Raw genomic sequence first — 23,892 nt, 5'->3', positions numbered from 1 at the left:
TCTATTGAAAAATAAAGAGATAGCAAAAGATAAACGCTTATTTTATATCTAAATTACTCATAAAAAACAAAAAAATAGCAATAAGGGCATAAGGCATAAATAGCTCGATAAATAATTATTTATAAAAATGTACTTTAAAGTAAGTTTATTCAGTAAAAAACAATGCTCCACCATAGATTTTCTGACGTAAATATTTAAGAGTGTTTTTTAATGCAACAATAAGAAGGAACGGTTTGTTTCTTAAGAGATAATATAAATCGCTCTATGGTTTCATATCTATCACTGATGTGAAAAACTTTTTGATTTGCATAATAATGAAGAATATTGCTTTGAATTTGTATAATAATATATCTAATTATATAAAATTTTATTTTTTTTATTAAGTATAATATTAAAAATAAAATCATCTTTGGAACCTGTTAGCAATACAACGATTAATAAAGTGTTGTTTCAACTAAAGAGTGACAAGATGAAATTAAATAACAGTTTGAAGTTAAGTATTTTTTTTATGATGATTGTATGTGTTTCATTAATCGTCACGACTTCAATTAGCGAAGTTTTTCATCTTCCTTATTGTCAAACCTTTATCTATGGCACTCCTCAAAATGTCACTAAAATAGGTCAAAATTCATTTACGGCTTCACAAGTTAAAAACTGTCTTATGCAAAATGGTTTTAAGAATATTAAACGATTGCGTTTAGATGACAAAGGCATCTGGCGTGCCTTAGTAAAATTTAAAAAGTCCCATTTTCTCGTCTCTGTTGACTACTCAGGAACTGTTAGCATTCAAAATGAAAGAAAAAAATATGATTGATTTTAAAACTTTCAGCAATGTTTCTGCTCATCGTTGTAAGAAATTTTTTTTAAAAAAGTGCCGCTATTCTATAAAAGAATTTACTTTTATCGGTGGTTTAAACGGTAGCATCTCAGGAGCAATCTCAGCAACTCTTGCTACTTATGGCTATATTGCTCTTCCAGGATTTGGTCCAGTGATCGCCATGGGTATAGGAATAGCACTTTCTGCCGGAATAATCATAGGAGCACTAATAGGATCAGGAATGGGGGGAGCTATCGGTATATGCTGTATTTTATGGGAAGTTTATATGAATAATAATGGTCCTTTCCCTTATAAATTTCACGATAAATAAAAAGTTTTCGTCATTTTTTCTATGAACAAAGATTAAATTTTTCCATAAATTATATATGCTGTTTTTTGATGAAATCTCATCATATTATAAATACAATCATCGCTAACCTATTAAATTTATGGACTTAAGCTCTTATTATACCTCAAAATTATACCTCAAAAAATAATTTTTTTTAAAACGCATCTCTTGAAGAAAGATAAATGAGATATAGTTATTCTTTTATAGATAAAAAAGATAGATATTTTATAAAAATAAAAAGTATATTTTAAAATTTAAACTTATTTACTTTTTATAATTAGTAATATTTTTCATTAGTTTTTATATTAACCATTATTTTTATGTAAATTTAATTTAAACAATTTATCTATATTTAGATTTTATTTAATAAGGTATTTTATGAAAAGAATAATACTATCATTATTAGCTTTTACAGCATTTTTAAATTATAAAAACTCTGCATTAGCACTATCAACAAAAGTAAATATTTATAAACTAGAAGATAATAATTCAAAAAAGGCTATTGGTAGCATTCAAATTGAAGAAAACACACATGGTTTAGTTTTCATTCCTCATTTGTCTACCTTACCAGAAGGAATGCATGGTTTTCATATACATGCAAATCCTTCATGTGATACAAAAGATGGCATAATTGGTGGAGGCGCAGGTGGACATTATGATCCTGAACATACCGGAAAACATTTAGGACCTTATAATATCAATGGTCATCTTGGTGATTTACCTGCACTTTATGTTGATAAGCATGGGAATGCTACGATGAGCGTTCTTGCTCCACGACTGAAAAAAATCTCTGAAATTACAGGGCGCTCATTAATAATTCATTTTGGGGCCGATAATCAGTCAGATAAACCATTACCGCTTGGCGGAGGTGGTGCACGCATAGCGTGCGGTATTATTGGAAAATAAAAAAGTATTATGCTAAACTATGATAGTATACACTCTCTTTAGCATAAGATGTGATAGAAATAATTAAATAATTTTATAAAATTGATGTTTTTTACTGAAAAGATATGAATATAAATTCTATGTAAGAAGGTGTCTCAATATAAGCAAGAAAAATTTTACTCATCTTCGCTTGAGACATACACAAAACATTCTACTGTTTCAATATTCTAACCTCTAAGATAAGTTAAAGAGAACTGAATATTTATAAATCAATATAATAAGGAAAATAAAATAGTTAAAGTAATTTTTTATCACTCTGAAAAAGAGCTTTTAAGCAAATAGAGTCTTTTTAAATACCCTTCATGGGGCCTATATGATCCCAATCGGACGAACGTATCTCACCAGTTTGATAAAATTGACGAATGAGCTTAACATAATGAAGAAAGTCTTTGTTTTCCTCCACTAATCTATTAGCAGTATCCCAATCAATATCAGTCCGTTCTTTAGCTGGAATTATGATTTCACTCTCAGAAGCGTTTTCCTTGTCGAGTCTTATAAATCCAATTCCATGCAAACTTGAAAGCATCCGCAATTCTTTTAATGTATCAACACCTTCAATTTCACTCGCAACTAAATAACCAAAATTAGCCCATGAAGAATTGCTAACTGTTTGAAAAAATGCTTTTCGTAAATTTGAACGATTGATGAGAACTTTAACTTCAAAAGACCAAAGCTTCGTCTTTTTATCAAAATATTGCAAAACGCAATCTTTGATTTCACGATTCCATTCTTTACTTAAATCTTGTATCCCTACGAGGTCCGGATAAAGCCATTTGTTTCCGCCCGAACCATGTTTATTGTGAGAACATTTCTCATTAATACGCTTACTGTAAACTGCAAGCTCTGACCATAAAAATTTAGATAATAACGGATAAAGATCTTGTTCTTTAACAGAACCATCTTTTGTTCTACTCTCTGTATTGTCCTCTACGGCATCAATTTCAGCGCTATCTGTTTGTTTTGTAAAATAATATTGCCGTGGTCGTCCTTCTGTGGTTTTTATTTCTGGATAACGCCTTTGTAACTGAGGTCGCTTAGATCCTATTTCAGCGACAATTTGCTGAATAAGAGCTGTATCGTTCTTAAGAGGAGTGATTATTGCCGTTGAACGCTTTTGTTTTTGGCGGCATTTTTCTGGATAATTTTCAAATATCCATTGCGCAATTTCTCGAGCCGTAAATTTTTTTGACGGGTTTTTCTTTAAAAAATTAAAGACAGTGTTTGTTAAGTTCAAAGTCATATATAAAATCTCCCCCTTTTATCCTCTGGATATTCCATTGTATTTAAATATTTCAGAATTAAGAATAATAAAATGTTTATTTTTTTGAAAAAAACATAATGTTGCGTAACTCTTTTATATATTTTCATTTATTTAGAATAAATAATAATAATTTTATAATTTAAGCAATCTCCAATATTCTTAAATTAATGGTGCAAGAGCGTACAAAATTAAAAATAATATTTAAACATTTTATTGAGCCTCACATCCATCAATTAAAAAACTTATTTGTTTTATTTTTAAAGAGAAACATTATGAACTCTCAAGTATAGATTCTGAAATGGTAAACTCTGCGTATAAACCTTCAAAATTCCTATTTTCTTGAATAGCATTAAGGGCGCCAAATCGTTTTGTCTTTTTAGCATAAACTATTATAAAATCATGGTTATCAGAAAGCCATTTTGCATCATTTTGTGGGGCATATTTCTTTTGCCAAATAATATTGTTGATGAAATTTTTTCCGGCCAAAAATTTCATCCATCATCACTTTCAGATAGGCTTGTTCATCATTATCAATAGATATCCAAATACTTCCATCATCCGCAAGCAAATGATGTAACAGTTCTAACCTATCTCTCATAAGACTTAGCTATATGGAATGCTCCAAGCCATCTTCATAATGTTCAAAGGCATTGCCTGTATTATAAGGTGGATCGATATAGATGCATTTTACCTTCCCCGTATATTCTTGCTCAAGCGCCTTGAGTGCGAGCAAATTATCACCAAAAATAAGTTTATTATCAAAAATATCTTGAGATGATATTTGATGCGAAGCATGATAAGATTTTTCAACATCTTCTAATAAGATACGAGGTTCCAGTTTGGGGCGTTTTTCTTTTCCAACCCAGTTAAGTTCTAATTTTTGTTTATGATAATGCATGTGATCGTTTTTAAATCTAACTGTTTGTAAAAAATAACGTATTCACAAACAGTATTGTTAATACCATCCGACAGCAATTTGTGCTTCTTCTGACATACACTCAGGGGTCCATGGTGGATCAAAAGTCATAGTGACTTCAACATGCGAAACCCCTTCAACAGCACTAACAGCATTTTCTACCCATCCTGGCATTTCACCGGCAACAGGACAGCCCGGCGCTGTAAGAGTCATTTCAATTTTTACTGAACGATCATCTTCGATATCAATACGATAAATCAGTCCTAGCTCATAAATATCAGCAGGAATCTCTGGATCATAAACTGTCTTAAGAGCAGCAATAATATCATTCGTCATACGATCAATTTCGTCTGCAGGAATGGCTGATATGTAAGAGTTTTTATTTTCGCTTACAGTTTCAGCAGCTTCTGTAGAATGACGCTCTTCTATTAACTCACCCATTAAAAAATGTCCTTGTTTCTTTCAATGCTTCGACAAATTGGTCTATATCTTCTTGAGTATTATACATGGCTAATGACGCACGACAAATAGATGTTAAACCAAAGCGCTGTAATAAAGGCTGGGCACAATGCGTTCCCGCACGTATTGCAACCCCTTTTCTATCAATAAACATAGCGATATCATGAGCGTGAATACCTTCAATTGCAAACGATATAATAGCGCCTTTATTGGGAGAGTGACCATAAATACGCAATGATTCAATCGTTTTCAGTTTTTCATGCGCATAAGCTGAAAGAGACATTTCATGGGCATGAATTGTACTGCGACCTTTCTCTTGTATATAGTCAATAGCCGCAGCTAATCCAATAGCTTCAACAATAGGAGGCGTTCCTGCTTCAAAACGATAAGGAGGAGCATTATAAAGGACCTTATCGGTTGTTACCTCCTCGATCATTTCCCCTCCCCCTTGAAAAGGACGCATTTCTTCTAACCGGTGTTCCTTACCATACAGAACACCTATACCGGTGGGACCATAAAGCTTATGTCCTGTAAAAACATACCAATCACAATCGAGATCTTGCACATCAACAGTTAAATGTATGGCTCCTTGAGAACCATCAACAAGAACAGGAATAGAATTTTGATGGGCTCGCTTAATCATCTCCTTAACAGGGGGCACAGTGCCTAATATATTGGACATATGGGTTATAGCAACAAGGCGGGTTTTTTCACTTAAAGCCTTTTGGAAATCTTCTATATGCAGAACACCATTTTCATCAACGGGCACAAAAATAAGTTTTACACCTTTTTGTTCACGCAGAAAATGCCAAGGAATAATATTTGCATGATGTTCCATAATCGTTAGAACAACTTCATCACCTTCCTTGAGTTTGGGCATTGCCCAACCATAAGCAACCGTATTAATTGCTTCTGTTGCATTTTTCGTAAAAACAATTTCCTCAGCTTTTTGAGCATTCAAAAAAACACGAACAGTTTCACGAGCATTTTCATACAATTGTGTTGCTGTATTGGCTAAAAAATACATTCCCCTATGCACATTAGCATAACTATAGTGATAATAATGATTCATTGCATTGAGGACTGATTGTGGTTTTTGAGCAGAAGCACCACTATCAAGATATGCTAATCGCTTTCCATAAACTTGATGGTGTAAAAGAGGAAAATCACGTCGAATTTCGTCGACATTATAATTGCATGTTTGTACGTCATTTTCCATTTTTTCTCTCTTAAACATTTTTTTCAAGCCATTGACCAATAATATTCTCCAAAACAGTTTGGATATTATCTTGTTTGATGTCATCAATGAGCTCAGCAATAAATCCTTTAATCAAAAGAGCTCGAGCCGTTTTAAAAGGGATACCGCGCGCCATAAGGTAAAATAGATAATCGTGATTAATATTAGCAACCGTCGCCCCATGACCACAGGCAACATCATCAGCAAAAATCTCCAGCTCAGGCTTTGCATTAAATTCAGCATCATCTGAAAGAATAAGGCTGTTACAGGCCATGCGTGCATCTGTTTTTTGCGCTTTTTGAGCAACACGTATGATGCCTTGGAAAACACCAACAGCCTTATCTGTAACCACATTGCGTATAATTTCAGTTGAAGTTGATTTTTCTTCCACGTGACGAACAGTCATGGTAAGATCACTATGTGTTTGTCCTGATAATAAATTGATAACACGCAATTGAAAATCAGATTCCTCCCCCTGTAATTCAATATCGACTTCCTGACGATTGAGTTGGCTTCCTATGTTAATGACATAAAGTGATAACTTCGCTCCTCGAGCAAGAACAGCACGCAATCGACCAAATTGCGTCGAATTAAAACCACGATTACGAATGAGAATCCACGTAACATCACTATGAGCGGCAATGTCTAATGAAAATACTGAACTGACAAAAGTATCTTGATCATTGCCAACTTGATGCTCAATAAACATAACTTGACTATTTTTATCAACTTTTATGTCTGAAAAAGTATGAGATTGTCCTCCCATTTGTATATTTTGTAATTCAATAGGGATATTTAGCTTTGTATTTTCCGGAATGTTAAAAAGCCAACCATCTGTAACAAAAGCTGTATTCAATTGCCCAATAAAATCTTCATCAGAAATGTTTTGATCAATCTTTACAGAATTATCTTCTAATGCATCTGAAAGGCATTTTACTGTAATCTCGTCTACTTTTGACTGTGTTGCTACTTTTCCATTATTTAAGGAAAAAACAGCGCTTTTTGAAAGTAAGGCGTCAATTGATTGATTATCTTGATCTTTTGAAAAATTACTCACAGATTTCAGTAACGTGCGCAGATTGGTATAATGCCAATTTTCGATTTTACGGGAAGGAAGCCGTGCCGCTTGAAACTTCTCAAGAGCCCTTTTGCGAATTTCATATACGACTTTATCACCCGGTAAGTCATTGATATACTGATTGAAATTACTAATAATATTTTTTTCAACCGGTAAAAGTTCTTGCTGTACCTTCATAATACCCTCAAACCGCTTCCCTGATAAGATCAGCATAGCCATTTTGTTCTAAATAAAGCGCTAAGGATTTGTCTCCGCTTTTGATAATTCGTCCTTTATGGAGGACATGTACCGTATCAGGAATAATATAATTAAGTAGCCGTTGATAATGGGTAATCACCAAAAATGAACGGTTTGAATCTTTAAGTTTATTAACACCATCTGCAACAATTTTTAATGCATCAATATCTAAACCAGAATCCGTTTCATCTAAAATGCAAAGTTTAGGTTCAAGAAGTGCCATTTGTAAAATTTCAGCGCGTTTTTTTTCTCCCCCTGAAAAGCCTACATTTAATGGACGTTTTAGCATGTCCATATCTATTTCAAGCTTAGCTGAGACCTCTTTAACATATTTTATAAATTCAGGAATTTTAAGCTCTTCATCACCACGTGCTTTGCGCTGAGAATTCATCGCGACTTTTAAAAATTCCATTGTTGCTACCCCTGGTATTTCCATGGGATATTGAAATGCAAGAAAAATACCATATGCCGCACGTTCTGCTGGATCCATTTCTAAAAGTGATTGTCCTTTATAGAGAATATCACCTTGTGTTACTTCATAATCATCACGCCCAGCAAGCAAATAAGACAAAGTTGATTTTCCGGCACCATTCTGCCCCATGATCGCGGCAACTTCTCCATCTTGAACCGTCAGGTTTAAACCACGAATAACTTCTGTATCCGTCCCTGCGATACGGGCGTGCAAATTTTTTATCTCTAACATCATTAAATCCTGTTCTCGCTGTAAGTCTTGTTCTGGCTGTTTTTTCAGATATCAATGCGTATTTTGCTTTCGCATACAGCTTCTTTTGGTCATCACCATAGAAGTTACTTTTTTACATTATTTTCTACTGTTACAGCCTTTTTGCATCAAGTCTTCTATTTATCTCATTAAATAAAATCATCCAACACTCCCCTCAAGGCTAATACCGATAAGCTTTTGCGCTTCAACAGCAAATTCCATGGGAAGTTTTTGAATAACTTCTTTTACAAAACCATTGACAATTAATGCAATGGCTTCTTCTTCGGGAATGCCTCTCTGCATAACATAAAAAAGTTGGTCATCAGAAATTTTTGATGTTGTGGCTTCATGCTCAAACTGAGCTGTTGCATTTTTTGCTTCAATATAAGGAACTGTATGCGCCCCACAATCATTGCCAATTAATAAACTATCACATTGTGTAAAGTTACGCGCATTGTGTGCTTTTCGATGGGCTGAAACTTGTCCTCGATAAGTATTATTTGAAAAGCCCGCAGAAATGCCTTTGGAAATAATACGACTGGAAGTATTTTTCCCTAAATAAATCATTTTTGTACCAGAATCAATTTGTTGGTAACCATTTGCAACAGCAATAGAATAAAATTCTCCACGCGCATTATCACCGCGAAGTAAACAGGATGGATATTTCCAAGTAATCGCGGAACCAGTCTCAACTTGTGTCCATGAAATTTTAGAGTTGTCCCCTCGACAATCTCCACGCTTCGTCACAAAGTTATAAATACCACCCTTTCCATCTTTATCGCCAGGGTACCAGTTTTGTACTGTAGAATATTTAATCTCTGCATTTTCAAGAGCAATAAGCTCAACAACAGCAGCATGAAGTTGATTTTCATCACGTTGGGGGGCTGTGCACCCTTCAAGATAAGAAACATAAGAATCTTCAGCAGCAATAATTAATGTTCGTTCAAATTGCCCTGTATTGCGTTCATTTATCCTAAAATAAGTTGAAAGCTCCATAGGACAACGAACCCCTTTGGGAATATAAACAAATGAGCCATCTGTAAAAACAGCTGCATTTAAAGCTGCATAATAATTATCTCCCGCTGGTACAACGGTTCCCAAATATTTTTTAATAAGCTCAGGATGTTCAATAATCGCCTCTGAAATAGAGCAAAAAATTACACCTGCACGTGCCAACTCCTTTTTAAAGGTTGTCACAACAGAAACAGAATCAAAAACCGCATCAACAGCCACCTGCCCTGATACCGACATGCTGTCATCAAATGTAGAGGGATCAGACTGTTTTCTTACCCCTGCCAAAATCTCTTGTTCTTTAAGGGGAATGCCAAGTTTTTCATATGTTGCTAATAACTCAGGATCCACTTCGTCCAAAGATTTGGGTCCTGTATGATTTTTCGGAGCTGCGTAATAATAAAGCTCCTGAAAGTCAATTTTAGGATACTCAAGACGCGCCCAATGAGGCTCTTGCATTGTCAGCCAACGGCGATAAGCTTGTAGGCGCCATGTTAGCATCCATTCAGGCTCATGTTTTTTAGCAGAAATAAATCTGATAATATCTTCATTCAAACCTTTGGGCGCTTTATCCGTTTTAATTTTCGTTTCAAAGCCATATTTATATTGGTCAACGTCTATTTCACGGACTTGGCGTATCGTTTCTTGTACTGCCGGCATAAAATTTCTCCATTTTTGGGCATCAAAAACCGGTAACTAAAAGTCTTGTTTTTTTTCAAGAGTAAAGTTAAGCAAGTTATTTCTTAAGGCTATAGGTAAAGTGCGAAAATTTCAATCAAAGTTATTTTATTTTTAAAATAATTCTAATTTTTATAATTTTCTCATGATGAGTTTTATCCTTTTTTCTTACTGATCATTTGAGAAAAAAACAATAAAAAGTCGTCAATATCTTCTGAAGTTGTGTCACGCCCTATTGAAATGCGAATGGCACCATTTGGAACATGATACCCCATTGCTTCCAGAACTTTGCTTTGTTTTACCTTTCCCGAAGAACAAGCAGAACCAGCTGATACAGAAAAACCTTCTAAATCAAAAGCAATTTGCATCGTTTCAGCTTTGATATTTTCTATAGCAAAGTAAGTTGTATTTGGTAAACGTTGAACTCTTTTGCCAAAAATCTCAATATTTGGACTTATTTTTTGGAGTCCATCTTCTAATTTATTGCGTAAATACATTAACTGTTTTATCTCTTCTTGGCTATAATTGTCAACCATTGCTGCTCCAAAAGCAACAATAAGAGACAATGCTTCTGTTCCTCCACGTAAGCCTTTTTCTTGTCCTCCTCCGATAATAAGAGGATGTGGCATAAGAAGATGACCACATGAAACGAAAGCACCGACTCCCTTAGGACCGCCAACTTTATGTGCAGACAGTATAAAAAAGTCTCCTCCTAGCTGATTAATATCAACGAAATTCTTATCCACATATTGTGTCAAATCAACAATAAGAGTACCTCCTAAATCCCGTACAATCGCAGCGATTTCTTTTAATGGTTGAATAACACCCGTTTCACTATTTGCAGCTTGAATAGCAACAAGAGGTAAACCTTTGGTCTTATCGTGATCCCTTAAGAGTGATGTTAATTTATCTTGTTGAATAAGCCCATCTTGATCAACAGTAATAATACTTATCAACTCTTTTGGAAAACGCCCTCCTTCTGCAACAGAAGGATGTTCAGTCGCTCCAAGGTAAAGATGAGAAAACTGAACCTTTGCTTTTCCCATCGTGTAAAAGGGTGTTAACAAAGTCATTGCTGCTTCACTCGCACCAGAAGTAAAGACAACATTATCTGGATTTGTTTTAAGACTTTCAGCAATTTGTCGGCGCGCCTTTTGTAATAAAATTTTAGCAGCACGCCCTTCCTTATGAACCGATGAAGGATTACCAAATATCTCTAAAGATTCCAGTAACGCCATCCGCGCTACTTTTTTGAGCGGTGTTGTTGCATTATAATCAAAATATCGGCGTTTTATAACCATTTTACATCGGCCATTATTAATCTTCTGAATGGATTAAAAAATAATGCAATTTGCTTGAAAAGTGCATTTAAAAAAGAATATCTAATGATTATTTAAGAGATTCTATGGTAAAAGTCGACTAAGGTCAATGAGAGCCTTTTATAGCATTTAAGGAGCCTTTTATGCCAGAAATTATTTTTAACGGTCCCGCGGGGCGGCTCGAAGGGCGTTATCAACCTTCACAAGAAAAAAATGCCCCCATTGCGATCATTTTGCATCCTCATCCCCAATTTGGTGGAACAATAAATCACAAAATTGTCTATGATCTCTTTTATATGTTCCAGCAACGTGGCTTTACAACCTTACGTTTTAACTTTCGTGGTATTGGTCGTAGTCAAGGTGAATTTGATTATGGAATAGGGGAACTTTCAGATGCTGCTGCAGCTCTTGATTGGGTGCAAACACAACATCCAGACTCTAAAAATTGTTGGGTAGCAGGATATTCATTTGGAGCATGGATTGGTATGCAGCTTTTAATGCGCAGACCGGAAATTGAGGGATTTATCTCTGTTGCCCCGCAGCCGAATGTTTATGATTTTTCATTTCTTGCACCTTGTCCCTCCTCTGGGCTTATCATTCATGGTGGTATCGATAAAGTTGCCCCCCCAAAAGACGTTCAAATACTTGTCGATAAATTGAAAACACAAAAAGGGATCGTCATTACACAAGAGATACTGGAAGGAGCTAATCACTTTTTTAGTGGATGTCATGAGGAACTTATTGAACGATGTGCCCACTATTTAGATAGCCATATCACCAATGAACTTATCGCCCCTCCTCCGGAAATACTTTCACTCACTTAGCAAAACACGAGAGAGTGATAAAAAAACACAAAGCTTATTTCTAGATATAAAGAAGTAACTTATTTTTTAGACTGTATTTTCGGCTTTCATTAAATTTTATTTCACAATAAAAGTGAGAATGAACAAATACCTTTTTATTATTGGATCGTCTCTTTGTTTAGCGTAAAAGAAGGATCATCTATCTTATTTCTTCATGACCAATATATCTCGCTCTCTTGTGAGATTTGCGTCATTTATGCTAGATAAGGAATTCATGATCCATTATATAATCATCTATTATATACAATAAATTCACCCTATTAATGAGGAAATTGACTCTGTGTTTGCCTTTAAATCTGATTTTTTACACATTATGAGCGAACGTGGTTTTATCCACCAAATTTCGGATGAAAAAGGCTTAGATGATCTTTTTTCAAAAGAAACTGTAAGCACTTATACTGGATTTGATCCGACAGCATCAAGCTTACATGCTGGAAGCCTTCTTCAGATTATGATGCTTTATTGGCTCCAAAAAACAGGTCATCGCCCCATTGCTTTGATGGGCGGAGGAACAGGATTGATCGGTGATCCTTCCTTCAAAGATGAAGCACGACGGCTTCTAACACAAGAGGATATTGCAACCAATATTGAGGGTATTAAAAAGGTATTTTCTAACTATTTGACCTTCGGTGATCGAAAAACCGATGCATGTATTGTGAATAATGCTGAATGGTTATGCAATTTAAACTATTTAGAATTCCTGCGTGATGTAGGAAAATATTTTTCTGTCAACCGTATGTTGTCATTTGATTCTGTTAAACTCAGACTTGAGCGTGAGCACTCTTTGTCCTTTTTAGAGTTTAATTATATGATTTTGCAAGCTTATGATTTTGTTGAACTTTATAAACGTTATGGCTTGCGTATGCAAATGGGGGGATCTGATCAATGGGGAAACATTATTAACGGAATCGAATTAGGGCACCGTTTAGGAACACCACAATTATATGCATTAACATCACCATTGCTGACGACCTCTTCCGGTGCCAAAATGGGTAAATCATTGAATGGTGCTGTATGGCTGAATGCTGATATGCTTTCTCCTTATCAATTTTGGCAATATTGGCGCAATACAGAAGATGCGGATGTTACGCGATTTCTAAAGCTTTATACGACATTGCCAATGGATGAGATTCTCAGACTTTCCTCATTACAAGGGACTGAAATTAACGAAGCCAAAAAAATTCTTGCAACAGAAATTACAGCCATGTTGCATGGACGCACTCTTGCTGAGGCAGCTGCAGAAACTGCCCGCAAAACCTTTGAAGAAAAAACACTTGGAGAAAATCTTCCAACCGTTGAAATAAACGCAACAGAATTAAAAACAGGGGTTGGATTGCTCTTTCTTCTAGTAAAAGCAGGACTTGCAAAATCCAACAGCGAAGCGCGCCGTCATATTCAAGGTGGAGGCATACGTGTTAATGATCAAATCATAAAGGATGAAACACACCTTGTTATTGAAAAAGATATTACGACAAAAGGAATCATTAAACTTTCTTTTGGTAAGAAAAAACATGTATTGATCAAACCACTATAATCTATTGATGTCTCATTCATTCTATAGATTTTTATCCATGATAACGATGTTTTGTGCGCTTTTCTCTCGCATTTTTCATTGAGTTTTTATGACAGAATAATTTTTGTATGATCGCGAAAAAGCTTTGAAATAATTTTACTTTAGAGAGTTGAAACTTTATGCCTTCTCTGTATGCTAGTCATGGATCTTTTCACTCAAAAAGAAAGATAAGAAAATGACAAAATCACTGAAAGGCACTTTTGCTCCTGATTTTAATTTGCCACGCGATGGAGGAGGGACAGTTTGTCTTTCTGACTTTAAAGGCAAACCAGTTGTTTTATATTTTTATCCTAAAGATGACACCAGTGGCTGCACAACTGAAGCACTCGATTTCACACAATTAAAGACGAAATTTGATGAAATTGGTGTTGCTGTTATTGGAATCTCTCCAGATAATGTAAAAAAACATGATAAATTTAAAGTAAAACATGGACTTGATCTCATCCTTGTTTCAGACGAAGAAAAAACAACCCTTGAAGCTTATGGTGTTTGGGTAGAAAAAAGCATGTATGGACGCAAATATATGGGTGTTGAACGAAGCACTTTTTTAATTGATGCAAATGGAAAAATAGCAGAAGAATGGCGCAAAGTCAGTGTATCTGGACACGCTGAAAATGTTTTAGCAGCTGCAACGCTTTTACATCGTAATGGTGTCGTGTAAACGGAAAGATTGCTTCGTCTTTAAAAAACAAAAGGGATTTTCTCCAATTCATTTTATTTTTCTGACAGATTCAAATTTACAACTCTATTGTTTCATAAAGGTCATTAATAACTTTATATTGACCCTCTAAATAGAGTCAAACTCTCCCCTATTAGATTCTTATTATCTTGAATGAATGATGATCCGTTCCCTTGCAACATCATCAAAAAAATTAGCACGTGAAAAAAAACAAATCCTCTGAACCTCTCAAAGATCAAGAGCCATCATAATATCACGACATAGTTCAAGAAAACAGCTTAAAAAGTAAATCTGCACAGCTTTAAGGAGAAACTAATGAAGCTCCTCAATTTCTTTGTCTTTTCCATAAATACGTTGAGAAAGTGCGGCCTCTATAAATGCATCTAAGTTCCCATTAAGGACGGATTGTGGATCAGTATTTTCAACGCCTGTGCGCAAATCTTTTACAAGCTGATAAGGTTGAAGAACATAAGATCTAATTTGATGCCCCCATCCGATTTCTGTTTTAGAAGATTCAAGAGCATTGGTTTCTTCTTCTCTTTTTTTGAGCTCTTCTTCATAAAGACGTGCCCGTAACATCGACCAAGCCGTAGCACGATTTTTATGCTGAGAACGCTCAGTTTGACATTGAACAACAATACCCGTTTTTATATGTGTGATGCGAACAGCAGAATCTGTCGTATTAACGTGTTGCCCTCCTGCTCCCGATGCACGGTATGTATCAATACGCACATCTGCTTCTGAAACATCAACTTCAATATTGTCATCAATAACCGGATAAACCCAAATGCTCGCAAAAGAGGTATGACGCTTTGCATTCGAATCAAAGGGAGAAATTCGTACCAAGCGATGAACGCCTGATTCTGTTTTCAACAATCCATAAGCATTATGCCCTTTTACAAGAATAGTCGCTGATTTTATTCCTGCTTCTTCTCCATCATGAATTTCTAATAGCTCAACTTTCATTTCATGCTGTTCAGCCCAGCGCATATACATGCGCAAGAGCATAGAAGCCCAATCTTGGCTTTCTGTTCCTCCTGCCCCAGCATGAATTTCTAAATAGGTATCATTAGGATCGGCCTCTCCTGAAAGAAGCACATCAATCTGCCTTTTATCAATTTCATTTTTAAGATTACGTATAGAATTTTCCGCATCAGCGATAACTTCAACATCACTTTCTTCTTCCCCCATCGCAATGAGCTCTATGCATTCTTCAAGTGTTTTTGTAAATGATAAAAGGCCATTGATTGAATCATCAAGACGTTGACGCTCACGCATCATATCCTGTGCTTGTTGCGCATCATCCCAAAGTGTAGGATCTTCTGCTTTTTGATTAAGATATTCAAGACGCTTTAATGATTGATCCCAGTCAAAGATGCCCCCTTAGCAATTGAATTGCTTTTTGAATTTCATCAACTAATGTTTCTATTTCTGCTCGCATAATCTAACACCGTATTTTTTAATACTCGTTCTGGTTATATCTCTTAATATTTTACACAAATCTAATAGATTCTAGAAAGAAATGGCGCGAATTTATCATTCTATTTACAGAACCGATACTCTAAAAAAATAGAAAAAAACAAGATTCATGGCAAAGGAGATTTTGTCAATTAATACAGACCACCTGTCCCACTTTCAAGAGCTTTATTGACTTGTGGAGAAGTGGTTACTGCAGGAACACCTTCTTGAAAAGAATTCGTACCTCCAATGACTTGATATATATCAGCAGGGCCAGTCCCCGGTTTAAATGCCTCTATAATGACATCTTGATCTCCTCTTTCTGCAAGCATCCCTGTTTTCCGATTAATGGGCATTAAAATCATACCCTTTGGCATCTTAAAGGGAACATCTGGCTTTCCCTTCAAAGCATCTGCCATAAACTCACCAAAAATAGGTGCTGCTAATGAACTTCCCGTTCCATTATATCCTAATGGAGCGGGTTGATCGTAACCAATAAAAACACCAACGACGAGATCCGGCGTAAACCCCATAAACCAGACATCTTTAGAGTCATTGGTTGTTCCCGTTTTAGCCGCAATATGTCGATTAAGATAACGTAAACGCGCTGCCGTACCGCGTTGGACAACCCCTTCCATCATCGAAGTAATCTGATAAGCTGTCATAGGATCAAGAACTTGATCTCTTTCATCAATCAATGTGGGCTCACGTTGATTATTCCACGTCTGAGCATTACAATTTTCACAAATCCGATCGTCATGACGATAAATTGTCTTCCCATAACGATCTTGAATTCTGTCTATCAAAGAAGGTTTAATAGAACGTCCCCCATTGGCAATAACAGAATAAGCCGTAACCATTCGTAATACAGTTGTCTCAGCAGCTCCTAAAGCCATGGGAAGATAAGGCTGTAGTTTATCGACTATACCAAAACGTTCTGCATATTCAGCAACAAGAGGCATTCCCATATCATTGGCAAGCCTTACTGTCATAAGATTACGAGAACGTTCAATACCATAACGTAATGTTGAAGGTCCTGCAAAGGTACCACCATAATTTTTAGGTTGCCAAACTTCACCATTATATTGGCGAACTTCGATGGGACCATCTAAAATAACCGATGCTGGCGTATATCCATTATCAAGTGCGGCCGCATAGACAAAAGGCTTAAAAGCAGACCCCGGTTGACGATAAGCTTGTGTTGCTCGATTAAATTCAGATGCTGCAAAAGAAAAGCCTCCTACCATCGCAAGAACGCGCCCCGTATGAGGCTCCATAGCAACAATGGCACCTTCAACCTTTGGAATTTGTTGTAAACGATAAATGTTATTTGTATTGGGTAGCTTTTCAACAAAAATGACATCTCCAACGTGCAGAACATGAGACAAGCTCTGAACAGTTCTTCGATAACCATTTTCTTTCACAACATGGAGAGCCCATTTTGAATCAGCTTCAGATAAAATAGCAATTTCACGTTTTTTTGAGAGCATCCCTGAAGCTTTGCGCTGTGGCTGTAAACCAATCTCTACTTTATTGGGATTAGCAGAAAGAACAACGGCTAAACGCCATTCAGGAACATCACTTAAGCCCGTGATATTCGCAAGCTCTTCCCCCCAATCACCTTTCTGATCAATATGCGCATAAGCGCCACGCCATCCTTGCGAATGATCAAATTTAACTAATCCATTGTGTAAAGCGCGCCGAGCAATAAGTTGTAAATGCGGGTCAAGCGTTGTACGGATGGATAACCCACCTTCATAAAGTGTTTTCGCCCCATAGCGATGCATTAAACGACGGCGTACTTCTTCAGTAAAATAATCAGCCGCAAAAACATAGTTATCACTTCCTCGGATTGTCGCTCCTAAAGGCTTAGCTTTCGCTTTTTCACCTTGTTCACGCGTTACATAGCCATTGGCAACCATCCGGTCTATAACCCAATTGCGCCGATCAATAGCACGCTGTGTATTCTTAAATGGATCATAATTGGCTGGTCCTTTTGGAAGAGCCGCCAAATAAGCACATTCTTCTAATGTCAAATCATTGACGGATTTATTAAAATAAGTCAAAGAAGCAGCGGCTATACCATAAGTACCTCGACCTAAGTAAATTTCATTGAGATAAAGCTCCAAGATATGATCTTTTGAGTAAGTTTTCTCAATACGCATTGCTAAAATAGCTTCTTTAAATTTACGCTCTAATGTTGTTTCTGAACTTAAAAGGAAGTTTTTAGCGACTTGTTGTGTTATGGTCGATGCACCCTCTGGACGTCTTCCAGAACCAATATTACGAATATTATTGATCAAAGCGCGAGAAAGCCCTTCAGGATCTAAACCAAAATGATGATAAAAGTTTTTATCTTCAGCCGAAATAAAAGCATCTTTAACAAGCTTTGGGATTGATTGAATCGGTAAATACAGGCGATGTTTTGTTGCAAACTCTGCCATAAGACTTCCATCAGAAGCATGGACACGGGTCATTACCGGTGGCTCATAAAGTGAAAGAACTTCATAATCAGGAAGTGCATTTGCTTGACCACTGGTCATAATACCCCATATTATTGCGCCACAAAGCCCAGTAGCAACAAAAAAACGAAGAAGATATCTCAAAAAAATCATCATAAAAACAGCTATCGCTTTCTTAAGAATTGATCAAAGAAAAAATATGTTACCTCAACCACATTACGTAGATATCGCTACAAGATTGAGATAAAGAAAAATTGTTTTCTATCTTATTTAGACTAGGATACACTAAAATCCCATATTGATTACTCTATTTTCTTACAAATTTAAAGAGGCTGTACCATTTTCTGCCGATAATCAGCAAATTGACGAATAGAATGAGCAATAGAGGCTGCCATTTGTTTTCTCCAATGAGGGTCGTTTAATAACTTTTCATCCTCTTTATTGGATAAATATCCTATCTCTATCAAGACAGAGGGAATATCTGAAGCTCTTAAAACTTGAAAATTAGCATAACGATGAGGGTTATTGATCAAATGAATATGACTCTTTGATAAATTTGAAATAACACTATTGGCAAAATTAACCGAAAATGTATGTGTTTCACGCCGCGTAAGATCCATCAAAATATCTGTAACTTCAAGCGTTTCATCAGCAGGTAAACCATCAAGTAAATCAACTTTATTTTCATTTTCAGCTAAAGATTTTGCAATCGCGTCAGAAGCTTTATCTGATATGGTATATACTGTGGCACCACGGAGAGAATGCACATCAATCGTATCGGCATGAATGGATATAAAAAGATCAGCATCAAATTCTTGCGCTTTTTTAACTCTTTCACTTAATCTTAAAAAGATATCGGAATCACGCGTTAAAACAACACTAATATGCGGGTCCTTTTGTAATTCATCTCGCAATGCACGCGCAAAATATAAAGTTACATCTTTTTCTAAGATTCCAGTTACACCCCTTGCTCCGCCATCAATACCACCGTGACCAGGGTCAAGAACAACACGAAAATTCTGGACTGGAAATAATGGCGTTTTTATATCAAAATTAATCTTTTGTTGATTCTTTAATATCTCATCAAATTTTTCTTGTGTACTTTTACGAATATCAATCAGCAATTGCCATAAGCCATTATCTAATTTTTTTACAACGCTCCTTTCAACAGTAAAAGCCGTTTTACTTGTCAAAATAATGCGTGAAGTCTGTATGTCAGAGAAAGCATAACGCATATCTAAGAGCATAACAGATAATTTATTCTGTTTCTTTAAAGATGTATTTTGCATCGAAAAGTCAATTATCGGTAAATTAATAACCAAACGTGCAGGTCTATCCAAAATCTGCAAACGAACATTTGGTTTTGAATTAAAAACCGCAATAATACGTGTGTGAACATTATCACCAATGGTTCGAAAATTAATAAGTCTTAAAGGATCTGCTGCTTGAGCACTGATTTGGAATACCAAAAAAAATAATAAAAAGTATGTGAATTTCATAATAATATTCCAATAGGCTGTTGTCAGACTTTTGGTAAAAAAAATTCTTATCATAAGCAAAATACTCTACATTCCATGTATAATAATTTATTTTGGCTCTATAAAAACGACGCCTCAACTTATTCTTTAATTTTCAATAAATACTCACTTTCTTCGTTATAAACAGCCTAAAATGAAATTTAAGGTAATAAAGGTGTTATCATGGTATCTGATTTACATTGTTACTTGCCAAACGCATGATATCAACATAAAAGAATATTTATGCTTCCTAGCTGATAATAGCCATCTAAATTATCTATAATGTATAGTAAGTTGTCTTCAGAGGGGTTGTTGCGTATTATGCGTTGAGACTTTGTTATGGATGAAAAACTTCTATGTTATAACATTAGGATTGCATCACTTAAGATTCGTTGGTTCGGATACCCGAACTGTTTTAAAGATTATTTTACCGGAGACTTTTTAAAAATATGAGTCATACAAAACGGATGGAAATAATGATGAGAAATGGTGTAAATGCATTTATGCATCTGCACGTAGTATTCCGTCCTGTTTTTCTGGTACCTCCCTTTTATGGCAGACAGCCTTTTATGTTTACGAATAGTTATACCATTCGTTTGAATAAAATTGTGCGTGTCGCCTTCAGGATATTAACTTATGTCAAACAAAATGCTTATAGATGCCTCCCATCCGGAGGAAACGCGTGTTGTTGTTGTTCACGGCAACAAAATTGAAGAACTTGATTTTGAATCAGAACATAGAAAACAGCTCAAGGGGAATATTTATCTTGCACGTATTACACGTGTGGAACCTTCTCTCCAAGCAGCTTTTGTTGAATACGGTGGAAATCGTCATGGTTTTTTGACATTTTCTGAAATTCATCCGGATTATTATCAAATTCCTGTTGCTGATCGCCTTGCTCTCCTTGAAGAAGAAGAAAAAGCGACTGTAGGAGAAAATTCTGCTGATTCTTTTACGGAAGAAGCCACAAAAAATAAAAAGCGTTCCAGGAAAACAAAGAAAAAAGAAAAAAATAATGTCATAGCAGCTGATGTTGAAAGTGATGTCACATCCGAAGCAACAACAGTTGATGATACAGAAGAAACGGATATTTCTTATGATGAGATTGAAATGGTTGGTGCTGAAGATATCCGTGAAGAGCTCCCAACTTATCAAAGAAAACAAGGGCGCCAATATAAAATTCAAGAAGTCATTAAACGACGTCAAATTTTGCTGGTGCAAGTCATCAAGGAAGAACGTGGTAACAAGGGTGCCGCACTTACAACCTATCTCTCTTTGGCAGGCCGTTATTCTGTTCTCATGCCCAATACAGCACGTGGCGGTGGCATTTCACGAAAAATTACCAATGTGCAAGACCGTAAGCGTCTTAAGGAAATCGTAAAAGAATTAGCCGTTCCAAAGGGTATGGGCGTTATCCTGCGAACCGCAGGTGCCAATAGAACAAAAGCTGAAATTAAACGCGATTATGAATATCTTATGCGGTTATGGGATACCATTCGCAATTTGACGCTCGAATCAACAGCACCATGCCTTGTTCATGAAGAAAGCAATCTCATAAAGCGTTCTATACGAGATCTTTATAATAAGAATATTAGTGAAATTCTTGTTTCTGGAGACCAAGGATATCGTGAAGCAAAAGATTTTATGCGTATGCTTATGCCAAGCCATGCAAAAGTTGTACAACCTTATCGCGACCCAACCCCCATTTTCGCAAGAAATAATATTGAAATTCAACTTGATAAAATGTTGCAACCACAAGTTTCTTTAAAATCTGGTGGTTATCTTGTTATTAATCAAACAGAAGCCCTTGTTGCTATTGACGTAAACTCTGGCCGCTCCACGAAAGAATTCTCTGTTGAAAAAACAGCCTTACAAACGAATCTTGAAGCTGCAGAAGAAGTTGCTCGTCAATTACGTTTACGTGACCTTGCCGGTTTAATTGTGATTGATTTTATCGACATGCTTGAAGAACGCAATGTGCGACTGGTCGAAAAAAAATTAAAAGATTGTTTAAAAAACGATCGTGCCCGTATTCAAGTCGGTCATATTTCACATTTTGGCCTATTAGAAATGAGTCGTCAACGTATTCGCATATCGGTTTTAGAAAGTACAACACAGCCCTGCCCCCATTGCGCGGGAACAGGAAATATACGTTCTAAATCATCAATTGCTTTACATGTCATGCGCTCAATTGAAGAATATCTTCTTCACAATTCGCAATATAATATTATCGTACGTACACCCGTAGCAACAGCGCTTTATGTGTTAAATCATAAGCGCAATACTCTTGTTAATTTAGAATCTCGCTTTAAACTTAATATTAGTATTGAAGCAGATGATAGTATTGGAACGCAGCATCTTGTTATTTCTAAAGGCACAATAGCACAGAGCATATCTCAACCTTCATTAGAAGATGATAATAAGCAAGAAATTGAAGATTCTGCTTTTATGAAGAGTGAAACTGTTGAAAATTCCTCTTCCATTGAAACAAACCAAAAACGTCAGCGCAAAAATCATCACGATCAAATCACGGATCATTCTCCCCCCATCGTTCATAAAAAAGAAGAGACGTTGAGTAATGATTCTCATCGTCGAGGACGTCGTCGAGGACGTCGAGGTGGTCGACGTAATCAAGATAATAGTTCTTATCAGACACGCATTCCTTATGCAGAACCAGTGGGAGATTTTGCTAAACAAGCTTTAGCAGAAATTAAAGCAGAACATCGCAAACGTCGTGTTCCATCTTCTCAACGTGAAGAAATGAAAAATGATACACAAGCTCTCAATATAAAACGACAAGATGAAACGGCGAAAACTGATCCAAGTGTTAAACCTAAAAAACGTAAAACACGTTCTTCAAAAGCAGTAGAAAGTCAACCTTCTCTAGAGAATGATCAAAATACTACAGAACAAAACTCTCTTGAAGAAAAGCCTAAAACCCGTTTGATACGTAAAACAAAAACAAAAAAAGAAGATAAACCTATTGAGGAAGAGGATAAAATTCCTGAAAATAGTAAAAAAACAACACGGAGAACACGTAAAAAATCATCCTCTAAAGAGACAACGCAAAAAGATTTAGAGGAAGAAACTGTAATAAAACCGGAGAAAGTTGTTGAATCCTCTCCTTCCCCAATTGAAGAAATAATTAACCAACCCGTTGTTGTCTCATCTACGCCTAATGATATTTCCAAAACTGAGCGTGTTGGTTGGTGGAAACGCAGAACTCTTACAAAAAATTAAGAAAAAACCGCCACAGAAAACTGTGGCGGTTTAAATAAGAAATTATAGAAAAAGTTCAATTAATTCTATGGTATTGTGTGTATTATTTTTGTTTTGCTTTTTCTTGTTCAGCCCGCATACGCTCTTCAATTTCTTTTTGCTTTGATTGAATGGCTTGCTGCAGCTTTATTTGCTCTTGTTGAAAATCTTTTTCTTCCATACCAGGACCGGTATATGCAGCTGTAAATCCATTAAGAGAAAATTCAATAGGATTAGCTGAACCACGGAAATTAACAGTGGTTACGACCATTTTTGTACCACTTTTCATGGCTGCGATAAGCTTATCATCTAAGACATCATTAGCAATACAACTTGGTCCATTACAAATGATATAGGGAATTTTTTTAGAGAAGCCATCACCTATTTGAATGTGAACACCTTCTGGCAAAAAACGACCTGTAGGCACTTGAATACCTATACGTTTTTCATTTTGCTTCCCTTTTATTTCAACAATATTAAAAGCCGTTAAAGGTTGTCCCGTATTCGATAATACCGTATTCATTGTATTACAAATATCAACATCATGCTGCTTACTGCAAACTTTGTACCAACCTTGCGATAAAGTTTGCGCATTTGCAGAAATACCAGCTATAAGAAAAAGGGCAGCAGCTCCAACCAATACTGAAACAGCAGAATAAACATTTTTATGCGACATGATTAAGTTAATCCTTTCAACGCGCTTTTAAGTAATTTCAAAAAAATATTAAATATAATTCCAACTTAAATTTATTAAATTATAATGAAATGATACTTAATTTTACTATTTTTACTTTAATATAAAAAAAAAAGTCAAATTTATAGAAAATAACTATGACGAGCATTTTAATTTTATACACCGATATAGCATTCCCCTATTATCACACCCGTGTTTGACGCAATCAATCCATAAAACACCTCTGTGCATCGCAGCTAAGATTACACAAACGAATCAATATTGCAATATTAATTACAATAAACTCCCATGCTCGTCTAAAAATCTTTACGAATTTAAATTCTTTACACTAAAATGACTCTTGAACGATATTATAGAGCC

21 protein-coding genes are annotated in these 23,892 nt (G+C 35.7%); 7 read left to right on the top strand and 14 right to left on the bottom strand.

Translation table 11 applies throughout. The features are described from left to right. The first annotated feature begins 469 nt into the window (after nucleotides 1–469). The 3 genes from AC6ER8_RS04285 to sodC all read left to right on the top strand — a co-directional run bounded on the left by AC6ER8_RS04285 (nucleotide 470) and on the right by sodC (nucleotide 2,072). Entirely contained in the window at nucleotides 470–814 is a 345-nt protein-coding gene (locus AC6ER8_RS04285) for a hypothetical protein (RefSeq protein WP_497077549.1), read from the top strand. Beyond that, the gene (locus AC6ER8_RS04280) at nucleotides 807–1,148 is read left to right on the top strand and encodes a hypothetical protein (RefSeq protein ID WP_497077548.1); all 342 of its coding nucleotides are present in this window, start codon (nucleotides 807–809) and stop codon (nucleotides 1,146–1,148) included. Before AC6ER8_RS04285 ends, AC6ER8_RS04280 begins: the two co-directional genes overlap by 8 nt. Before the next feature lie 396 nt (nucleotides 1,149–1,544). After that, a complete protein-coding gene (gene sodC, locus AC6ER8_RS04275) occupies nucleotides 1,545–2,072 on the top strand; it encodes a superoxide dismutase [Cu-Zn] SodC (RefSeq protein ID WP_497077547.1) in 528 nt (175 codons plus the stop codon). 328 nt (nucleotides 2,073–2,400) lie between these two features. On the opposite strand, the gene AC6ER8_RS04270 is transcribed toward sodC, so the two are convergent. The 10 genes from AC6ER8_RS04270 to AC6ER8_RS04225 all read right to left on the bottom strand — a co-directional run bounded on the left by AC6ER8_RS04270 (nucleotide 2,401) and on the right by AC6ER8_RS04225 (nucleotide 11,010). Then, the gene (locus AC6ER8_RS04270) at nucleotides 2,401–3,351 is read right to left on the bottom strand and encodes a COG2958 family protein (RefSeq protein ID WP_497077546.1); all 951 of its coding nucleotides are present in this window, start codon (nucleotides 3,349–3,351) and stop codon (nucleotides 2,401–2,403) included. Nucleotides 3,352–3,642: 291 nt separating this feature from the next. Continuing rightward, nucleotides 3,643–3,858: a hypothetical protein gene (locus tag AC6ER8_RS04265; protein ID WP_497077545.1), complete on the bottom strand. Its 216-nt coding sequence runs from the start codon at nucleotides 3,856–3,858 to the stop codon at nucleotides 3,643–3,645. Further along, nucleotides 3,797–3,970 carry a DNA methyltransferase gene (locus AC6ER8_RS04260; protein ID WP_497077543.1) on the bottom strand — a complete coding sequence of 58 codons (174 nt, stop codon included), beginning with the start codon at nucleotides 3,968–3,970 and terminating at the stop codon, nucleotides 3,797–3,799. The genes AC6ER8_RS04265 and AC6ER8_RS04260 overlap by 62 nt, the downstream gene beginning before the upstream one ends. 9 nt (nucleotides 3,971–3,979) lie before the next feature. Next, complete coding sequence (locus AC6ER8_RS04255) at nucleotides 3,980–4,270, bottom strand: hypothetical protein (RefSeq protein ID WP_497077541.1); 291 nt, start codon at nucleotides 4,268–4,270, stop codon at nucleotides 3,980–3,982. A 57-nt stretch (nucleotides 4,271–4,327) separates the two neighbouring features. Then, the gene (locus AC6ER8_RS04250) at nucleotides 4,328–4,729 is read right to left on the bottom strand and encodes an SUF system Fe-S cluster assembly protein (RefSeq protein WP_497074207.1); all 402 of its coding nucleotides are present in this window, start codon (nucleotides 4,727–4,729) and stop codon (nucleotides 4,328–4,330) included. After that, nucleotides 4,722–5,966, bottom strand: coding sequence for a cysteine desulfurase (locus AC6ER8_RS04245; protein ID WP_497077539.1), 1,245 nt, complete (start codon nucleotides 5,964–5,966; stop codon nucleotides 4,722–4,724). Before AC6ER8_RS04245 ends, AC6ER8_RS04250 begins: the two co-directional genes overlap by 8 nt. A 10-nt stretch (nucleotides 5,967–5,976) precedes the next feature. Further along, nucleotides 5,977–7,239, bottom strand: coding sequence for a Fe-S cluster assembly protein SufD (sufD, locus tag AC6ER8_RS04240; protein ID WP_497079603.1), 1,263 nt, complete (start codon nucleotides 7,237–7,239; stop codon nucleotides 5,977–5,979). 7 nt (nucleotides 7,240–7,246) lie between these two features. Continuing rightward, nucleotides 7,247–8,002, bottom strand: a complete 756-nt coding sequence (sufC, locus tag AC6ER8_RS04235) for a Fe-S cluster assembly ATPase SufC (protein ID WP_497079601.1) — start codon at nucleotides 8,000–8,002, stop codon at nucleotides 7,247–7,249. A 177-nt stretch (nucleotides 8,003–8,179) separates the two neighbouring features. Next, nucleotides 8,180–9,691 carry a Fe-S cluster assembly protein SufB gene (gene sufB / locus AC6ER8_RS04230; protein WP_497077537.1) on the bottom strand — a complete coding sequence of 504 codons (1,512 nt, stop codon included), beginning with the start codon at nucleotides 9,689–9,691 and terminating at the stop codon, nucleotides 8,180–8,182. Nucleotides 9,692–9,864: 173 nt separating this feature from the next. Beyond that, entirely contained in the window at nucleotides 9,865–11,010 is a 1,146-nt protein-coding gene (locus tag AC6ER8_RS04225) for a cysteine desulfurase family protein (protein ID WP_497077535.1), read from the bottom strand. Between the two features lie 161 nt (nucleotides 11,011–11,171). Between AC6ER8_RS04225 and AC6ER8_RS04220 the strand changes: the two genes are divergently transcribed. The 3 genes from AC6ER8_RS04220 to AC6ER8_RS04210 all read left to right on the top strand — a co-directional run bounded on the left by AC6ER8_RS04220 (nucleotide 11,172) and on the right by AC6ER8_RS04210 (nucleotide 14,125). Next, nucleotides 11,172–11,852, top strand: a complete 681-nt coding sequence (locus AC6ER8_RS04220) for an alpha/beta hydrolase (RefSeq protein WP_497077533.1) — start codon at nucleotides 11,172–11,174, stop codon at nucleotides 11,850–11,852. A 319-nt stretch (nucleotides 11,853–12,171) separates the two neighbouring features. Continuing rightward, the gene (tyrS, locus tag AC6ER8_RS04215) at nucleotides 12,172–13,425 is read left to right on the top strand and encodes a tyrosine--tRNA ligase (RefSeq protein WP_497077532.1); all 1,254 of its coding nucleotides are present in this window, start codon (nucleotides 12,172–12,174) and stop codon (nucleotides 13,423–13,425) included. Nucleotides 13,426–13,639: 214 nt separating this feature from the next. Then, the gene (locus tag AC6ER8_RS04210) at nucleotides 13,640–14,125 is read left to right on the top strand and encodes a peroxiredoxin (RefSeq protein WP_497077531.1); all 486 of its coding nucleotides are present in this window, start codon (nucleotides 13,640–13,642) and stop codon (nucleotides 14,123–14,125) included. A gap of 330 nt (nucleotides 14,126–14,455) precedes the next feature. On the opposite strand, the gene prfB is transcribed toward AC6ER8_RS04210, so the two are convergent. From prfB to AC6ER8_RS04195, 3 genes are all read right to left on the bottom strand, one after another. Further along, a protein-coding gene (prfB, locus tag AC6ER8_RS04205) for a peptide chain release factor 2 (RefSeq protein WP_497077529.1) occupies nucleotides 14,456–15,584 on the bottom strand; the annotation gives its coding sequence in 2 pieces (ribosomal slippage) (nucleotides 14,456–15,514 and nucleotides 15,516–15,584; 1,128 coding nt in all). A gap of 169 nt (nucleotides 15,585–15,753) precedes the next feature. After that, nucleotides 15,754–18,219: a penicillin-binding protein 1A gene (locus AC6ER8_RS04200; RefSeq protein ID WP_497077528.1), complete on the bottom strand. Its 2,466-nt coding sequence runs from the start codon at nucleotides 18,217–18,219 to the stop codon at nucleotides 15,754–15,756. A 167-nt stretch (nucleotides 18,220–18,386) separates the two neighbouring features. Beyond that, nucleotides 18,387–19,616, bottom strand: a complete 1,230-nt coding sequence (locus tag AC6ER8_RS04195; RefSeq protein ID WP_497079559.1) for an N-acetylmuramoyl-L-alanine amidase family protein — start codon at nucleotides 19,614–19,616, stop codon at nucleotides 18,387–18,389. A 600-nt stretch (nucleotides 19,617–20,216) separates the two neighbouring features. Here AC6ER8_RS04195 and AC6ER8_RS04190 point away from each other — a divergent pair. Beyond that, complete coding sequence (locus AC6ER8_RS04190) at nucleotides 20,217–22,820, top strand: Rne/Rng family ribonuclease (protein ID WP_497079557.1); 2,604 nt, start codon at nucleotides 20,217–20,219, stop codon at nucleotides 22,818–22,820. A gap of 82 nt (nucleotides 22,821–22,902) precedes the next feature. Here the strand turns inward: AC6ER8_RS04190 and AC6ER8_RS04185 are convergent, their stop codons facing one another. After that, nucleotides 22,903–23,514, bottom strand: coding sequence for an invasion associated locus B family protein (locus AC6ER8_RS04185; protein ID WP_497079555.1), 612 nt, complete (start codon nucleotides 23,512–23,514; stop codon nucleotides 22,903–22,905). Nucleotides 23,515–23,892 lie beyond the last annotated feature (378 nt).

The sequence above is a fragment of the Bartonella sp. SL320 genome, assembly GCF_059687635.1.
This window is presented reverse-complemented; position numbering and strand designations above follow the sequence as displayed.

Coding starts and splice junctions, on each gene's coding strand:
- AC6ER8_RS04285 (WP_497077549.1), top strand. CDS start 470: ATGAAATTAAATAACAGTTTGAAGTTAAGTATTTTTTTTATGATGATT.
- AC6ER8_RS04280 (WP_497077548.1), top strand. CDS start 807: ATGATTGATTTTAAAACTTTCAGCAATGTTTCTGCTCATCGTTGTAAG.
- sodC (WP_497077547.1), top strand. CDS start 1,545: ATGAAAAGAATAATACTATCATTATTAGCTTTTACAGCATTTTTAAAT.
- AC6ER8_RS04270 (WP_497077546.1), bottom strand. CDS start 3,351: ATGACTTTGAACTTAACAAACACTGTCTTTAATTTTTTAAAGAAAAAC.
- AC6ER8_RS04260 (WP_497077543.1), bottom strand. CDS start 3,970: ATGAGAGATAGGTTAGAACTGTTACATCATTTGCTTGCGGATGATGGA.
- AC6ER8_RS04255 (WP_497077541.1), bottom strand. CDS start 4,270: ATGCATTATCATAAACAAAAATTAGAACTTAACTGGGTTGGAAAAGAA.
- AC6ER8_RS04250 (WP_497074207.1), bottom strand. CDS start 4,729: ATGGGTGAGTTAATAGAAGAGCGTCATTCTACAGAAGCTGCTGAAACT.
- AC6ER8_RS04245 (WP_497077539.1), bottom strand. CDS start 5,966: ATGGAAAATGACGTACAAACATGCAATTATAATGTCGACGAAATTCGA.
- sufD (WP_497079603.1), bottom strand. CDS start 7,239: ATGAAGGTACAGCAAGAACTTTTACCGGTTGAAAAAAATATTATTAGT.
- sufC (WP_497079601.1), bottom strand. CDS start 8,002: ATGTTAGAGATAAAAAATTTGCACGCCCGTATCGCAGGGACGGATACA.
- sufB (WP_497077537.1), bottom strand. CDS start 9,691: ATGCCGGCAGTACAAGAAACGATACGCCAAGTCCGTGAAATAGACGTT.
- AC6ER8_RS04225 (WP_497077535.1), bottom strand. CDS start 11,010: ATGGTTATAAAACGCCGATATTTTGATTATAATGCAACAACACCGCTC.
- AC6ER8_RS04220 (WP_497077533.1), top strand. CDS start 11,172: ATGCCAGAAATTATTTTTAACGGTCCCGCGGGGCGGCTCGAAGGGCGT.
- AC6ER8_RS04210 (WP_497077531.1), top strand. CDS start 13,640: ATGACAAAATCACTGAAAGGCACTTTTGCTCCTGATTTTAATTTGCCA.
- AC6ER8_RS04200 (WP_497077528.1), bottom strand. CDS start 18,219: ATGATGATTTTTTTGAGATATCTTCTTCGTTTTTTTGTTGCTACTGGG.
- AC6ER8_RS04195 (WP_497079559.1), bottom strand. CDS start 19,616: ATGATAAGAATTTTTTTTACCAAAAGTCTGACAACAGCCTATTGGAAT.
- AC6ER8_RS04190 (WP_497079557.1), top strand. CDS start 20,217: ATGTCAAACAAAATGCTTATAGATGCCTCCCATCCGGAGGAAACGCGT.
- AC6ER8_RS04185 (WP_497079555.1), bottom strand. CDS start 23,514: ATGTCGCATAAAAATGTTTATTCTGCTGTTTCAGTATTGGTTGGAGCT.